At 36.7% G+C, this 15,558-nt stretch carries 13 protein-coding genes and 1 pseudogene; 13 read left to right on the forward strand and 1 reads right to left on the reverse strand.

All coding sequences use genetic code 11. The annotated features are described in order from the left end of the window. Positions 1–164: 164 nt before the first annotated feature. The 5 genes from AC0YN6_RS28780 (at position 165) to AC0YN6_RS28800 (ending at position 4,923) form a co-directional block, all read left to right on the forward strand. A complete protein-coding gene (locus AC0YN6_RS28780) occupies positions 165–626 on the forward strand; it encodes a hypothetical protein (protein WP_475751468.1) in 462 nt (153 codons plus the stop codon). Between the two features lie 289 nt (positions 627–915). Next, positions 916–1,284: a hypothetical protein gene (locus AC0YN6_RS28785; protein WP_475751469.1), complete on the forward strand. Its 369-nt coding sequence runs from the start codon at positions 916–918 to the stop codon at positions 1,282–1,284. A gap of 1,109 nt (positions 1,285–2,393) precedes the next feature. Next, positions 2,394–3,233, forward strand: coding sequence for an FxLYD domain-containing protein (locus tag AC0YN6_RS28790; protein ID WP_475751471.1), 840 nt, complete (start codon positions 2,394–2,396; stop codon positions 3,231–3,233). 120 nt (positions 3,234–3,353) lie between these two features. After that, entirely contained in the window at positions 3,354–4,079 is a 726-nt protein-coding gene (locus AC0YN6_RS28795) for a hypothetical protein (protein ID WP_475751473.1), read from the forward strand. Between the two features lie 151 nt (positions 4,080–4,230). Continuing rightward, positions 4,231–4,923, forward strand: a complete 693-nt coding sequence (locus tag AC0YN6_RS28800) for a PDDEXK family nuclease (RefSeq protein WP_475751474.1) — start codon at positions 4,231–4,233, stop codon at positions 4,921–4,923. Positions 4,924–5,182: 259 nt separating this feature from the next. Here the strand turns inward: AC0YN6_RS28800 and AC0YN6_RS28805 are convergent, their stop codons facing one another. Next, a complete protein-coding gene (locus AC0YN6_RS28805) occupies positions 5,183–5,416 on the reverse strand; it encodes a helix-turn-helix domain-containing protein (RefSeq protein WP_475751475.1) in 234 nt (77 codons plus the stop codon). 237 nt (positions 5,417–5,653) lie between these two features. On the opposite strand from AC0YN6_RS28805, the gene AC0YN6_RS28810 reads away from it, so the two are divergent. The 8 genes and pseudogenes from AC0YN6_RS28810 to AC0YN6_RS28845 form a co-directional block, all read left to right on the forward strand. Next, a complete protein-coding gene (locus AC0YN6_RS28810; protein WP_475751477.1) occupies positions 5,654–6,211 on the forward strand; it encodes a phospholipase D-like domain-containing protein in 558 nt (185 codons plus the stop codon). Positions 6,212–6,360: 149 nt separating this feature from the next. Beyond that, entirely contained in the window at positions 6,361–8,199 is a 1,839-nt protein-coding gene (locus AC0YN6_RS28815) for a TniQ family protein (RefSeq protein ID WP_475751478.1), read from the forward strand. 923 nt (positions 8,200–9,122) lie between these two features. Next, the gene (locus AC0YN6_RS28820) at positions 9,123–10,688 is read left to right on the forward strand and encodes a TniQ family protein (RefSeq protein ID WP_475751480.1); all 1,566 of its coding nucleotides are present in this window, start codon (positions 9,123–9,125) and stop codon (positions 10,686–10,688) included. A 34-nt stretch (positions 10,689–10,722) separates the two neighbouring features. Beyond that, entirely contained in the window at positions 10,723–12,750 is a 2,028-nt protein-coding gene (locus tag AC0YN6_RS28825; protein WP_475751482.1) for a Mu transposase C-terminal domain-containing protein, read from the forward strand. Beyond that, entirely contained in the window at positions 12,743–13,669 is a 927-nt protein-coding gene (locus AC0YN6_RS28830; RefSeq protein WP_475751484.1) for an AAA family ATPase, read from the forward strand. The genes AC0YN6_RS28825 and AC0YN6_RS28830 overlap by 8 nt, the downstream gene beginning before the upstream one ends. 94 nt (positions 13,670–13,763) lie before the next feature. Further along, the gene (locus AC0YN6_RS28835) at positions 13,764–14,240 is read left to right on the forward strand and encodes a hypothetical protein (RefSeq protein ID WP_475751486.1); all 477 of its coding nucleotides are present in this window, start codon (positions 13,764–13,766) and stop codon (positions 14,238–14,240) included. Positions 14,241–14,331: 91 nt separating this feature from the next. Next, on the forward strand, positions 14,332–14,733 hold the full coding sequence (locus AC0YN6_RS28840; protein ID WP_475751488.1) for a hypothetical protein: 402 nt from the start codon (positions 14,332–14,334) through the stop codon (positions 14,731–14,733). Positions 14,734–15,347: 614 nt separating this feature from the next. After that, positions 15,348–15,494, forward strand: a pseudogene (locus tag AC0YN6_RS28845) (helix-turn-helix transcriptional regulator); the annotation flags it as partial. Between the last annotated feature and the right edge of the window lie 64 nt (positions 15,495–15,558).

The raw sequence follows: 15,558 nt of genomic DNA on the forward strand, positions 1-15,558 counted from the left end.
GCAATTACGAACAGTGATTGAACTAGCAGGAAACGTTAGTTCATTAAAGACACCGCGGCAGCTGCTCCTTTTTCATTAAGCTAACGGGCAGGATAGCGTAATCACTTCACGAATACCTTAGGCAAGGCGATTCTTCGAAGTTCGCGAAAAAGAGGAGAAGAAAAATGGAAACATTCATCTTAAACCAGTATGAATTGAATATAACAAATCAGAGCGATAGAACAACAATTATAAAGATTAATCATTTTCTAACGAATGAATCTGGAGGAAGAAATATTACCCCAATTGGTTATTTGATAATCTCATATGAAAAAGCAGATGAAACTTTTCTAAATCATTACTCAATCCAAATGTTCTGTAGAAATGATGTACGATATGATATTGATTCAAAGGAAACGATTGTTGTCTCTAATCCTGAAGGACAAGCAGGACCAAATAAATCATTGTTACAAAAACTTATGAAAATAAAAAATTCAGAACTACCTTTTTATCATCCAAAGCTACCAGATGAAATAATTGATTTTTTACTCAAAATTAATATTTGCAAAGAACCGCTTGGAATGAATATTTGTCATTACAACTATGCTGGATATCGTGAAAGAGGACATTTATGGGATGATTATTAATAACTTGCAGGTTAATTTCGATGAATAGGATAGTTCATCTAAAAGCGAATCCACGCTTCGGGGCATTCGCTCCTCGGTCCACATGAGGCATTTCTGATTAAGCTAACGGGGAACGTTAGTTCAATAGCACTCAACGACGAGCAGGCACTGCGGTAGCCTGCTCGTTTTATTAAACTAACGGGCAGGATAACGTGGTATGATCTTGAATAAACACTGTACTAATTCGTTAAACCTCATCTTTGGGAATTGCGATTATCACTGAAGGGTCTTTTGGGAAAGAAGGCATAGAATGAAACTTAGAGGGACTCTTACAGAACAGACATACAGAACAGAACTGCAAGCCTTAAGAATTCATTTATTTAACGATATGTCCATGCGTAGGTTTTTAAACATTATTAAAGAAACATTTCCTGCAATGAAAACAGCTTATATTCTTTATTGGATACCCGATCAGGGCGAGGACATTATCACATTTTTGGTGGATACTCACTCGATTATTAAAATTGAGCTAAATCGCGTTGATAATAAAACTGATCCAATTATAGATGTGCGACCTATTGAGTTTTTGAGTAAGGGGCTCAGCAAGTGGAATCAGATTAAAATCGCAGTGGCTTTAGATTTGGCGAAACAAGATATTAGTCAAGGACATATAAAATAATGAAACAATAAAGACAAATTTTGATAAGATACTCTGTTGAACTAACGGGGAACGATAGTTAAATAATACACATGAATGAGCAGGCTCTGCGATGGTCTGCTCATTTTATTAAGCTAACGGGCAGTATAGTTCAATAATGCATCTTTGAAGAAAGTGAAGATAGCATGCAAATGTGTTAAATGTAGTGTCCTGTCCTTACATATAGAAAAGCGAAAATGTATGTATGGAAAGGGATTAAAAAAATGAAAATTGCGGTTTACATGTTCATATTTATATATTGCTAGCCCACAATTAACACAACCAAACCCACACCGTTGACGGATTTCTCGTTTTATCGGTTCCCGAATATCCCTTGACAGACCATATTTATTAACATTACTCATTATATTCCCCCTATTTTAGGTACTTCATATGTGTAACGATATTCTGTAAATAGATACTATTCAACTAAGCTATATCTATATTATATACCTAATACCATTCGCCCCTACGTGACTCGATATGCTTATGAAATGATCTTTCTCAATAATATAATACCACGAGACTGCCGTGGTTCGTTTGGCAGTCTCACTCAGTTAACGAGTAACGATAGTGTAATTATCCGTTTTACTAAAAGCTGTTTTCATTTGATTTAAAATTCAAGACTAAAAGTAATAAATATAGTTAAAAAGATCTTACCATGCTATTGTTTGTGAAGTATATTCTAACTAAATATTGATCAGATTTAGCGGAAGCACCACAGGTTTTTATTTTGGTAAAGAACGATTTTACATAAATTTTGTTTGTCAATTCTCTGTTTACAAAGAGGATGGAGAGTATTCACATATGGAACAACTTCATTGTGATTTTATCTTTGAACTAACAAATGAATTAAGAAAACTGGAAGGTGACGCTATTGGCGGTGATTGAGGTTAGGGTAACGAAAGTTGAATACCACACATTGATGAGCAGACGCTGCGACGGCCTGCTCATTTTTGAAGCCTTAATTTAGAATTCATGACTTAGAAGGTTGTGTGCGAATGTACAATGTAAATTATTAACACGGAAATAATAGGAATATATGCTATAGTGTAAAAGACCTATATAAATCTAGTAGAGGAGTAAGAAAGATGGAAGAATCAAATTCGGAGAAAAAAAGAGTTTTTATGATTGTAGGCTTAGGTTTGCTGCTTGTCGTTGCGATTAGCGTTATTGTCAATGTTCTAATCGAGAAAAACTACAGAAATAAGGTTGAAGATGCCCGCAAAGCATACGAGACGAGTGATTACAATGCTGCCTATGATTTAACGAAAACATTAACCGCGAAAGCAAAAGACAAAGAATTATTTGAAAAGATTCAGTTTATTGAATTTACCAGCATGTATCTAGACAATGATGTGTACTACAAAACAGGCGTTAATTCAAATTATGAAGAAGCGCTTGATACGTTGTTACTTGGCCTTCTTTATGTGGATAGTCAAAAAGAAAAAGCAGAGGAACTGGGTTTAAGTGCGAAATTTTCCGAAATAAGAGGGGCTTATCTAGACCAGCTAAAGGAGAAGTTTGATCTCAAAGAAGAGGTTGCCCTAATGATTGCTAAATTGGACAAAGTGGAAAAGGCTGACCGAATCAGTGCCATAGCGCCAAGAGCGGGCAAATTACTGGAAGAACAAATACAACAGGCTGCAGAGGCTGCAGCACCTCTTAAAATATCTGATGTCACGTATAACATTGATGGAGATTATGTTTACATAACAGGGAAAATAAAAAATGAAAGTTTGGATAACCACTCGTACGTGAAGGTGAAAATCGCATTAATAGACGCTAACGGGGACGTTATTGACACGGACTGGACGTATGCGGTTGATAGTGAAGAGATTTTGCCGAATGAACAAAAATACTTTGAGGCCACGGTGAAAAGCCGAGTGGAAGCTAAAACATATAGAGTAGGAATAACGGATTATCAATAATGAGTTAGATTCGTAGAAAGAAAAAGCCCTTAGTTAACTAAGGGTTTTCGTTTATTTTCATCTATTAGCAGCTGCGCTGCACATGGTAAACTATGATTAAAAATTGTTGGGAGCTATCTCATGAAACCAGGGAAAATAATTGTTATAGCCTTAATAAGCATTGCAGGATGGTCACTTATTAGTTATATTTTAAACCTTATTCTCAGAGCGCAATCCTTTATTAAAGTCGCTCATGATAATGACTGGATTGGCTTTAATGGGAGCATATTGGGTTCGGTCATTAGCGGCGTCGTTACATTAGTTAGTATCCAGTTATCATTAAATTACTACCGTGATAAAGATATAACAGATGCAAAATCGGTGGAAGATCAAAAACGAATAAGCATCATGCCCTACTTAAATGTAACCGATCAAAGCGATGACGACGAGTTTGAAAAGTATCATATGATTAATTTTTTTCTTATGCAAAATCAAATAGACGGGCATATGATGAATTTGCGTACGCTCAAGTTTGCTATACAAAACATTGGTTTAGGAAGCGCCGTTCAAATTGAATTTCCTACGCTAGATAGGTTCGATAAGAACGTTACACCACTAAATCTAAATTTAAAAGTCGGCGATCAAGAGTATGTCGAGTTATCAGCAGATTTTCCTCCAAGTGGATACGGAGGAAATACGCTTTCCTTAACGGTAAATTTTTCTGATTTACTGGGGAACAAATATGAACAAAAGATTTCGATTAGCATCAATTATAGTGATAATGATGATTCCACCTTTTTTAAAGTTAAAAGTATCTCACAACCTGATAAGAACCCCTTGCCCAGGTCATCACGCTCCTTTAGATAGTTATCAATTTCTTAGATCTATTGCCAAAAAATCGATGATGAATCACGAAAACCCATTATCCCAAATTCGATTTGTAAAAGGCGTATGTCATCGCTGTAACTTAATACCACCAACGTTAAGATATTGCCACGAAATGTACGGCGGACGATTTATGCAGCAATTTGGTTGGTATTATAAGCAACAATTTTATAAGCTTGGTATTTCAGATACCATTACCTTATATTTACCAGATGTTTGTCCGATTGAATTTCTAGAAGATATTCAAAACATAATCATTGCCAATCACGAATCAGAAAAAGTGACCGCACGTATAAAGGATATGGTATATGGCCCCAAACGAACAGATATCGCTGCTGAAGAGATCGTATATTTGACGAATGTAAGAGTGGAAGAAGCCGAAGAGATGTTGCGGTTAAATAAAATAACTACCCAAACGAGTAGAACTTTTACAAAAAAGATTGAGAATATCGTTCGACAAGAATTCGGTTTCAAAAAAGTTGGAGAAGTCTGGGTAAGCGAGACCCTGCTTTATCAAATCGTTGAAAATATTTTTCTTGATTACGAAATCGTTAGGCATCATCACCCAAAATGGCTGGAAGGTATGGAACTGGATATCTATATTCCTGATTTGAAGTTAGGTTTTGAATACCAAGGGCAACAACATTTTCACCCGATTAAAGCGTGGGGAGGAGAAGCTGCGCTCCAAAAAGTAATAGAGCGAGATGAAAAAAAGGCAAGGATGTGCAGTGAACTGGGAATAACGTTAATCGAGGTACTTTATTCCGATCCCTTAACAGAGGAGCATATCAATAGCCTGCTGATAAGCAAAGGTATTGAACCATAAAAATAAACCAAAGGCACATTATCATTTAACTAAGTCTAGTAAAAAACAATCCATTCATTAAACAAGGCTTGTTTTTTTTTTTTTTCTTTTTGATCGTTTGATTATTTACGTTTTGATCATTGTTCCTTTTTTTTGTGTGAAATGAAATCTTTTTAAAGATTTAAAGAATAGATAAATTATTGAATAAAAAGCCAAGTCAAAGAGTGTCTTTGACCTGGCTTTTTTACTTTATCGTATTAATTATATCTTTTCTCGGATTTCAAAAAGAATATAGGGTATTTTCTACTTCTTTAATAAATTTACTGGGTGATATACCTAGAACATTACACAACAAAAATATTGTTGTAATAGTTGGCTGTCGTTTACCTCTCTCTAGCATACTTATATATGTCCTATCTAATCCAGATTGTGTAGCTAATAACTCTTGAGACATCTGTGCTTGGCTTCTACGCGCATAAAGGATTTGGCCGAATGCGTTTTGAACATCTTTCAAAATAAGCGCCTCCCAGATTTCACATTTATTAACCACATACCTTTAATCTTAGCTCTTACAAAAAAATGTGTGACAGGAATAAAACTGTAGACTATAGTCAACAATTTATGATGGTTGAGTTAGATTAATCAATTGAATTCTTTTCAGTAGCGGAGTAAAAATTGAGCATCTGAGTCAATTGGATTTTTAGTAACTGAATATATGTTTTTAAATATATATAAATGGAGAATCGAATTTATGTCTGATGTTCCAGAGAAAAGATCATTATTTCAAAATGATATGGATCAACTTGTATCTAAAATAATAAATGGTATCACTAATAGCAGATTGATCACGACAACAAGGACACTAGTAAATGAAGAAATAAGAGAAAATTTGATTTATGGCTTAAAAGGGGCGAAATTTGAATTCGATATAATCGTTCCATGGATAAGTATGAATGTAATGGAGGATGAGATTTTACCATTGATGGAAGAAGCCTTAAAGCGGGGTGTTACAATCAAATTTGTATATGGGTTTAGAGATCTAATAGGAAACATGGAACAGATAACCTTTAAAAATGCACAAATTATTCAATATTCATTTAAAAAATATGGTGAACTTTTTAAAATGAAGCGCCAGAACACACACAAGAAGTTGTTAATTTGTGATGAAGAGTTTTATATCATAGGAAGCTTAAACTTTTTATCGTTTAGTGGTAAGTATGAGAAAACGAATGAACGTACTGAGGAGGCGGACTGGTCAAATGACCTACATAATTTGAGAGTAAAAAGAAAAATAAATTTTGATTTCTGAAGAAGGGAAGCAGAGGCGAAGTTTGCAAGATACAAAATAAATCAAATAAGTAAAATAATCAAAGAAGTAATAATAAAAATGTCGTTTAGGTTAAACTCTATAATTATATTTCATACAATTTGTAGATTACGTAGAAGGGGTATTGTGTGATGAAATTATTATTTCAGCCGAAAACTTGTCGTGGAGAAAGTTTGATCAGTTATTTGTATAGAGCAGCAAAATTAAATGGTTGTGATCTCGACAGCTCCTTTTTGGAAATTGTAGGTGCAAAAATGCGGGCTAGTATCAATAACGAATTTTCAGAACAATCGATTAATTTGATTGCGAGACTTTCGTGTGTTACCGAAAGAGAACTGCTGCAAATGACTGCATCAAAGTTTCAATTAATAGTGAGTGCCGTAAACTACAATCGGATCATAATAAAGAATAGAGTGAAGTATTGCCCGCTGTGTATCCAAGAAAAACAATATCACCGCATTGCGTGGTGCTTTCATCCTGTGACAATTTGTGTTGAACACGCTACAAAACTGCTTGATTTGTGTCAACGATGTAATAGTATGATAACTCTCCATCAATTAATGGGCGGTGTTTGCATGCGTTGTGCTTTTCAATACATTCATGTTAAGGTCGAAAGCATTGATCAGGACTCAATGCTTTACCATTCGCAAAAGTGGTTGCAATCCTTAATGTTTGGTGACAGCAATCCAAGGGAAGGCGAATTTTCATTATGCTTCCAGTTAAGATTGGCTTACGCAAGCTTTTTTTTATTAGAAGGACTTTATAGTTTTACGGAAGAGAAGGGAATACTCCAGTTTTTCCACAATCGTAGAAGTGGATCGAGGGATAACAACAAAAATGCTTTGCAATACGCGAATGTATTTTGGATGTATCAGGACTTTCCGCATCATTTATATCAGGTGCTTCACGAGTTTAATAAAAAACATCATGACGTGAAGTATATGCAAAAGTCACAATTTGAAGCTCTGATCAGTGGTGATGATTTTCTTAAGTTACGGGCTGCCTACAACCAGTTTTATCTTGAACAGTTGGATAAGGGAAATGTTCGACCTCATTTGTCTGTGTTTAAAAAAGAGAGGGATTTACTTATGCAGCGTAAATATGTATCAAAAGAAGAGTTAAAACAAACTACAGGTCTTACCTATGAGGGGATCAATAGGCTAGTAAAGGGAATCGATCGAAGACATATCGTTAAGGGAAAAGTAACCTTGTTGAAGATCAATGAAACTGATTTTCGAAAGGCACTGTTAGAAAAGAACAAATGGATTACGCGTGAATGCGCGGCTGAGTATCTAGGATTAGGACGTAGTATCATTCCAGCGCTAGTTGAAGCAGGTTTGCTCCATATCGATAATACACTCGATCAAAGCGGATTGATTTATAAAAAGGAAGTTCAACAAATCCTACGGGATTGTGGATGCTTCTGTACAGATAATATTGATGGAAAGATTTCAATAACTCAAGCCATTCAAAAATACAACAATCTGGGACTTACTATAGTGCAACTCATTCAATGGATGATAGACAAACGGCTCCGTCCAGTGTCTAGTAGACGAATTTCGACGATTGGGGATTTTTATTTTGATGGAGAAGAGCTCGGAAAATGTGTTCTTTTATTAAAGGAAGAAAAACAGCGGGAAAAAGGCTTCAATATGACACAAGTCAAAAACATGTTACATATTGGAGAAAAGACCATGCATCAGTTTATTGAGCATAAAATCCTTATTCCGAGTAAAATTCTGACACTCAAAGATGGCAGAAAGCATTTTTTCTTTGATAAATCATATGTGGAGTTTTTTTTGCGAAACAACTTGACCATCCCCAATGCGGCTATTAATTTTGGAATATCTCAATATCGGTTACGGAGGTGGATCAAGGATGGCAGACTGACTGACATAAGCAAAGGTTACGCGCGGCAGTATTGGTTGAATGTCGTAGAAATAAGAAATATGATTAGTGACCCTTGTTAATGTTAGCAACATCAAATAATGTTGTTTAACCATTTACCTGTGAAAACAATCTGAGGTTCTTTTTTGCTTAATATACAACTTGTGTCCCAACGAATCTTAGAATCAAATTCTAGGTTCGTTTTTTTGTTATTTTTTTGTTCCGACGAACCTTACAAGCAATTTCTAAATATGGTTATTTTTGTAGCACTTGAAAGTTACTTTTAGAGCGTGGAAATTGAAATATGCTTCCAACAAAAAAATGTTATCACATAGAGTGGGATAACAAATGAGTGCCAGCTGCATAAGGCACTAGTTAATCGCGTAATAACTGCAAAATACAGTTTCGTACGATAGGTTTTCATCCACTTTCCTATAAGGATGTGGGGCTGGCATTGATACTTCCCAAATAGGAGTATATGTCGCTACCCGAAGTAGCGCAAAAGAAGGGATGGCTTTCCCAAAAATGTGAAATATGCACTTTCATACGCCAACGTGTTCTGGATGTATGACAACTTGTCAGATCATCTTCATTAGTTCTGGGAGCCTTTGATCAGAAACATGAAGATATCAAATATGAACAAAAACAGCAGTATGAGCTATCGCTAATGGGTTTTGTATTGGACTTTCTAAAGTGCATGAGTTATTGCTTCTGTTAAAACGCAATGAATTAATAATGGCAAGAAGTTAATTCGATTTCAAGATGACCTGCAATAGAGGTCGTCTTTTTTATTAATATTAGAGAATTCTCATTAAATTTTTATTATATTTTCTTGCATAAAAAATATGTTTTTTTATTTTTTATTTATTTATTTCTATTAAAAACCAAACAAAGGGAAAATAAATGGGGATTATTGCGTGTTTAAATTTACTAAATGGACATTACTTTATGTATATCGGTATGTATAAAAGACAAATGTTACGTCAAATATGATGGAGGAGATCGAGTGGTACTGACTAGACCGAAACCTTTCGAACGCGAAAGCTTGCACAGCTACCTTCACCGTGTGGCGGCGGCGAATCACCTTTTTAGTGTCACTGAATTGCTGAACACTTACGAAATTCCAGTTCTCAATTATTTAAGATGGGAGGTCATCAGATTCAACCTGCCAGCAATAATCGGCTCACATTACTCTGATCAAATAGAAAGGATGGCACTAAACCAATTTGACGAAGATTATATAGGAAAAAAAGATGATGGTAACAGGTTTTTGTTTGCAAGATTTTACTGTACTCATGCAAAGCGGTATTGCCCTTTGTGTTTAAAAGAAAACCATTACCATCGTCTCCTTTGGGATGTGAAAACCGTATGTATTTGTGTCAAACATAAATGTTTGCTTATTGATCGATGTCCCTCTTGTTTTAAATCAATCCAGATGACCCAATTGATGAATGATTTATGTGAATGTGCCTACAGGTATACCGATGCGCCTCTTAACATACCTGACACAATTGTTCTTGAAACACAATCTTCTATTCAGTCTCTACTCATGAATATAGACTATATAGAGAATATACAACAGGAAAAGCTAACAAAGCGTGATTATTTTAAACTATTCCACGCGTTCCGTGCGCTTATTATCAATTCTGATATCGAAGGTTGTAGCCACAAACTCGAGCGCGACGACAGTAGTTTATCAAGAATTTCAATGGTCGTTGCAATTGCGCACAATTTAATTGTTAATGCTACTGAGGAGAAATTTACTAGGCTACTAATGGCCGTCCAATCCAGGCAAATTCGAGTTATGAAAAAAAGGTATGTTCGCTATAATCGTAGCCAAAAGGAAGCATTAACCAAAATTCTTCATTCAGCACCACATTACCGAGAATTATTTACTATCTATCATTTGAAAAATGAAGAGAAGCTCTACAGAAATGAACTGATGAAGCAATGGATACCGAGGGATGAAGTCCAGGATTTGACCGCATATTTAACTCTAAATGATGCGCAGGAACGCGTTGGATTAACGAGGAAAAGACTATTACATCTTGCAAAAACAGGCGTTCTTTCATATGAGACTAAGCAATATCAAGACGGAAAAATAATGGTATTTAAACCTGAGGTGGTAGATGAATGGATAATGAATTACGGATCTATACTTTGTCTGACCGACGTTTCAAGAAAATTAAACGTTGGTGTAAACGCTGTTTACAGTCTTGTGCAAAACGGGTTTTTGAAGCCGATAATTGGACCTAACATTGATGGATATAAAAAAAATCTCTTTGCTTCCCGCCACGTCGATGAATTATTTAAAGAATTAATCCAAAATGCATATACGATTAACTGCGAGGAGGCGAAATGGATAAAATTACATTCGATTAAACGAGTTTCATATGGTGGTCTGTTTCGTTTAATTCAAAATAAAACGATTGACTTAGGTATAACCTGGAACGCCAAGAATTTCGGGGATTTTCATATACGCGCCAGCGATATCCGCTTAATCAAAAATGAATTTTTAACGGCAAGGGTCTTTAACCGTATGCTTAGTACAAATGTCTCGAATGATATTTAAAAAGCAAGATTTTCATTTGGAGGGAGGTTTAAAAGTGAGCGTAGTTGACATTGATGTAGGTACGGAATTTTTTGTAGAAGGAATCAGTTACGCCATCACAGGTAAGTTCAGCAGAAAAGAAAATCATAGTAGTGTTGAAGAGACAATCTTTATTGCTAAATCCAATCGAAATATAATCAATGAATATAGCTACGACAAGATCATTGACCTGTTGAATGAGATGGATCCGAAAAAACGCCTGCGTTTCCTAACACCTAATGCACTAGCCCCCAAGGAAGAAGAAACGAACGAGGATATTAAAGATCGGCATAAGCCTGACCTCAGCTTTTACTCCGAGGAGGAACAACGCGAAGCGAAATTTAGATTTAAATGCATCCAGCCGCTTCTGTACCCTGATCCAGATGGCAGGTCGTTAAATAAAAGATATAAGGAACGGTTGATTCAATTGAGGGAAAAGGGAATCAAAACGTCAAGTTCGCAGCTCGTCCGATGGCGCAGTACTTATTTAGAGAACGGTCGAGATGAACGATCTCTAATAAATAACAAGGGAAATCGTGGCGGAAAAGGGGTGTACCGTTCCATTGGTGAACACGAATATATACTCGTTATGCGGATTGTTCGAGATCATTATGCTAAAAAGGAAAAGAGAACAGTACAAGGTGTATTCAAGGAACTTAAAGTTCAAATCAATCACAAAAATTTCTCGCGGCAAAAAAATGGCGAACCATTGCTTGTATTACCACATATTCGAACTATATATCGGCTCGTCGAGCGGTTAAACAAATATCAACTATTGAAAAAACAATACGGTCCGCTATATGTTAAATCGAAATTCGGGCACATCAGAGAATGGGAAATGCCGTCAAAGCCGATGGAAATTGTTCAAATGGATTCAACACCGATCGACTTGTTTTTACGAGACGATGATTCGGGCGCCCTGTTGCCACGTGCCTTTCTGACTGCAGCAATTGATATGCGTACACGGTATGTTGTTGGTGTAAACATCGGTTTTGATAGTCCTGGTTATAAAACCACCATGCTTACACTTCGAAATATGATATCTAAAAAGAATATCCAGAAAAAATATCCATTTCTTAAATATGAATGGTATGCGAATGGCGTGCCAGAAAAAATATTGCTAGATAATGGTCCAGAGTTTCAGAACAAAAATATTGAAAATGCTTGTGGTCAATTAGGAATATCACCAGAATACTGCAAAATCAAACGACCATGGACCAAAGGTATTATCGAGCGCTTTCTTAGAACCTTTAACGAACAATTAAGCCATGCTTTAATTGGAACCACCTTTAATAACACACAAATGAGAAAACATAAGGAATACGATTCGGAAGGAAAAGCGAGTATTGGGTTCAAAACGTTTTTGAGAATGTTTTTTCGGTGGCTTCTGCACGATTATTCCCTATCGTTTCACACAGGTGTGGAAGGTGTGCCAATGGATCTTTGGAAGGAGGGGGTCGCTCTTACTCCCCCACATCAATATCACGACATGAGGGAAGCCACCATTATGCTCTTCCCTCATGCTTTCAGAAAAATTCAAAAAGATGGTATTCACTGGTCCAATTTATTGTACAAATCAGATGACCTACTAACGTTATTCCGCGATCGAGCCGACAATCAGGTGCTTTTGAAATACGACCCTGAAGATATTTCAACTTTATATGTATATGACGACATGAACAAACGTTACATCGAAGTATACTGCACCAGATACGACTATGCGAAAGGGTTACATTTAGAGATTCATAACCTAACGAGGAACAAGGTTTCAGCCATCCGTAATAAAGCCGAAGAAGAATATGGCTTAACTATCGCTTACGCCTATCACGATAACATCGAGGAAGCTAAGCAGGAAGTACGAAAATTTAGAAAGATGAAGCGGGGTCTAACTAAAATGTTACTTGGCAACTCTAACCAAGATCCAACGCAGGTTCAAAAAATGGAGAAAGAAATTAAGCTTGCCTTTGAGGAACGCATAGAAATCCGAAATGACTTGCTAGAAGTTTATGACGACGATGACTGGGGTGAGACGTCATATGGGTGATCTTTCCAACGCACAGAAAATAGCCCTTGTTGAATCGATTACAGTTAAATACAAAATGTTCATGCGCGGCATGAAGGACATAAGAAGCTGCCATGAAGATGCCATCGTAGAACGAGATCCACAATCACTACTTGTTACGGGCGAGGTAGGTGTTGGCAAGACGATATTATTTAGACAGTATTACAAGAATTTTTATGTAGAAAGAGAGGAGGAAACTAAATATGGGAGACAGATTAAGAAGAATATATTAAACGTCACATTGAAAGGATCTATGTCTCCAAATAGCATAGTTATCGAAATGCTTAGGGCCCTAATGGCCCCTAATCCAACCGCGGGGAAAAACCTTACTGTATTGATGAACAGACTTACAAACACCTTACGTGAATGTGGAGTAGAACTAATCATGGTCGATGAATTTCACAATATCATTGATCGTGATAAAAAGAAAACACTAAAAAAAGCCGCTGATACTTTTAAGGATATTATTAACGAAACAGGCATTGCTTTCGCATTTTTCGGACTCGATGTGCCCGATGATCGATACCTGAATTCCAAAGTTATCCTAACTGAAAATAGCCAACTCTTTAGACGCACGATGCTTTCTCATGAAATCGAACGATTTAAATATGATAGCAAAGAAGAAAGAGAAGAGTTTACAAAGTTATTAAAGGAAATTGATAAGATGTTACCTTTTGAGGAATTGTCAAATCTAGGGGAACCAGAAGTAGCTGACTTGTTTTTTGAAGCTTCTGGCGGGTTAATTTACTCTGTGAAAAAAATAATTGAAGTTGCGTCAAAGGTAGTTTTTAAAGATAATCGCCAATGTATTACACGAAGGGATTTGTCAGTCGCATTCGAGAGAAATAACTTCATTTCCAAGGACGAGAAGGGGAGGCTATTAAAGAATCCTTTTGTCTAAGTTAATGAAGGAGCGTATTGCCTCTTAATATGAAGGGGGAGGCAGGTTGCATTGAAGGGTACTAAAGGGAGGTTATACTATGGGTTCCTAGAGAATGGAGAAAACAACACGCACGCTTCAGAGTATTTTGATCGATGATGTTGTTTTTGATGTTACCCTGATGGATCAAGTGAAAGAAGTGGTATTAGGAAGACCATATGTCACCTTTGCCGTTGATTTGTTTTCTGATCGCTTGATCGGATATCATGTGGCCTTGCACTCAACGTCTTACGAACATGCGCTTTTGGCGCTTCGAAACGCATTGCTAGCTACTCATCAATACCGAGAAAAAAATTCAAATGACCATAACAATTTGAAAACGGATAATATACCAAATTACTTGATCCTAGGTAAAGGAAAAGAGTTTCACAGTCAGAAGATTAAGACCATTTCCGAAGAAATCGGTATATCGTTGTTTTATTCTCACACACAGACCCCTCAGAATACTGGGAATAACTTGCAAAAAGTTGCAGGAAAGCCTGATTCGTGGTTTAACAAAAGCGATAACGGCGGAGCGTGGAGGACTAAGTAGGCAAGTTGCGCCGATAAATCCCATGTCATTCTCAGATTTTATCGCCGTATTGGAAGCATGTACGCAGAGAGAACAAGGTTGTCTTGTTAGCATGGTAGCGCCTCATACGCAAGTAAGTCCAAAAGTCAATCGATTCGTGCAAGATGTCCCCACATGGTCAATCGCATTATTACCTACAGCAAAGAGTTTTCTCAAGTCGAACGGTATTCAGTGGATGAATCTCCACTATGATTCGGTTGAATTGCAAATGCTGTTCTCGTCTTCTAATCAAAACACTGTGGAGTTCCATTATGATCCCTGGGACCTTAGCTCTCTCTTGATCAAAGACATACGGGCAAAGCATTATTCGCAGGTGCCATGCTTTGCAACTGGGAAAAAAATGAGTCTGACCTATTATACTCAGAGAGCTTTGGCAATCGAGAAACGTAAACCGTCCTATGGACGTATCAATGATCAATCTTTACTGCGCAAATCTTCTTCTGAAATAGTGTAAGAGTTATAAAAAAGAGTGGAGCGGGCTTCCACTCTTTTTTCTGTTCTTCAATAACCTCTGAATTGCGATTAGTGTATTGATGAATGAGTGAGATTTTCCATCCATAAAATATGGTGTTAATAATGTGATGTGCCGTCTTTCCGCTGGTCAGAAGGTTACTATTTGAGTAGTGCTGGAGTTGTGGCTGCATCCGTCTTTTTTGGGTTGGATGGTTTTTTATTTCTTTCTGAAACCTTGTACTTTGTCAAAATGGTGTGGTTAACGTAGAAACTCAGTCATTTTTTATCCACTTATTTTGTCAATGGGTGTGTTTTTTCACTTATTTATCAAGCTAAGTGTTTCACTAACTTTGTCATCGAACAATTCGTTAGACCATTTGTTGCAGAATCCATTGGAAACTGATTATTATGCATATTGATGATTATTTATACAAGATAAGGCGGGTCAGGCAGGTAACATAATGCCTGACCCGCCTTTTTAATTTGAAGTTCATTTATATGAAGTAGCTACAGCACAAAGATTAAATTTGAACGATACCGTCCTTCTATGGGCAGTGGTAATTTGGAGTCTGTCGCCGACGGCTTATGGTTCGAGTTGACGACGGAGAAGGAAGAACAAACCGGCCAATCTATTGGATTGCGGTGCAGACTGGGTATCCGAACGAGAAATACTTCAGCAAGGTATTCCGTGAGCAATGCGGTATGTTGCCAAGTGTATATCGTACCGCCGCTTCTTTAGGCAAAACCCAAGACCGATTCTGACAGAGAATCGGTCTTTAGCTTGTCAAGGGCTCATTTGATAGCCAATAGCTTCACATTTTATTGA

Source organism: Paenibacillus sp. J22P15 (assembly GCF_056269345.1).

Bases quoted from the DNA above. Each gene is read 5' to 3' on its own strand.
- AC0YN6_RS28780 (WP_475751468.1), top strand. From the start codon at position 165: ATGGAAACATTCATCTTAAACCAGTATGAATTGAATATAACAAATCAG.
- AC0YN6_RS28785 (WP_475751469.1), top strand. From the start codon at position 916: ATGAAACTTAGAGGGACTCTTACAGAACAGACATACAGAACAGAACTG.
- AC0YN6_RS28790 (WP_475751471.1), top strand. From the start codon at position 2,394: ATGGAAGAATCAAATTCGGAGAAAAAAAGAGTTTTTATGATTGTAGGC.
- AC0YN6_RS28795 (WP_475751473.1), top strand. From the start codon at position 3,354: ATGAAACCAGGGAAAATAATTGTTATAGCCTTAATAAGCATTGCAGGA.
- AC0YN6_RS28800 (WP_475751474.1), top strand. From the start codon at position 4,231: ATGCAGCAATTTGGTTGGTATTATAAGCAACAATTTTATAAGCTTGGT.
- AC0YN6_RS28810 (WP_475751477.1), top strand. From the start codon at position 5,654: ATGTCTGATGTTCCAGAGAAAAGATCATTATTTCAAAATGATATGGAT.
- AC0YN6_RS28815 (WP_475751478.1), top strand. From the start codon at position 6,361: ATGAAATTATTATTTCAGCCGAAAACTTGTCGTGGAGAAAGTTTGATC.
- AC0YN6_RS28830 (WP_475751484.1), top strand. From the start codon at position 12,743: ATGGGTGATCTTTCCAACGCACAGAAAATAGCCCTTGTTGAATCGATT.
- AC0YN6_RS28835 (WP_475751486.1), top strand. From the start codon at position 13,764: ATGGAGAAAACAACACGCACGCTTCAGAGTATTTTGATCGATGATGTT.
- AC0YN6_RS28840 (WP_475751488.1), top strand. From the start codon at position 14,332: ATGGTAGCGCCTCATACGCAAGTAAGTCCAAAAGTCAATCGATTCGTG.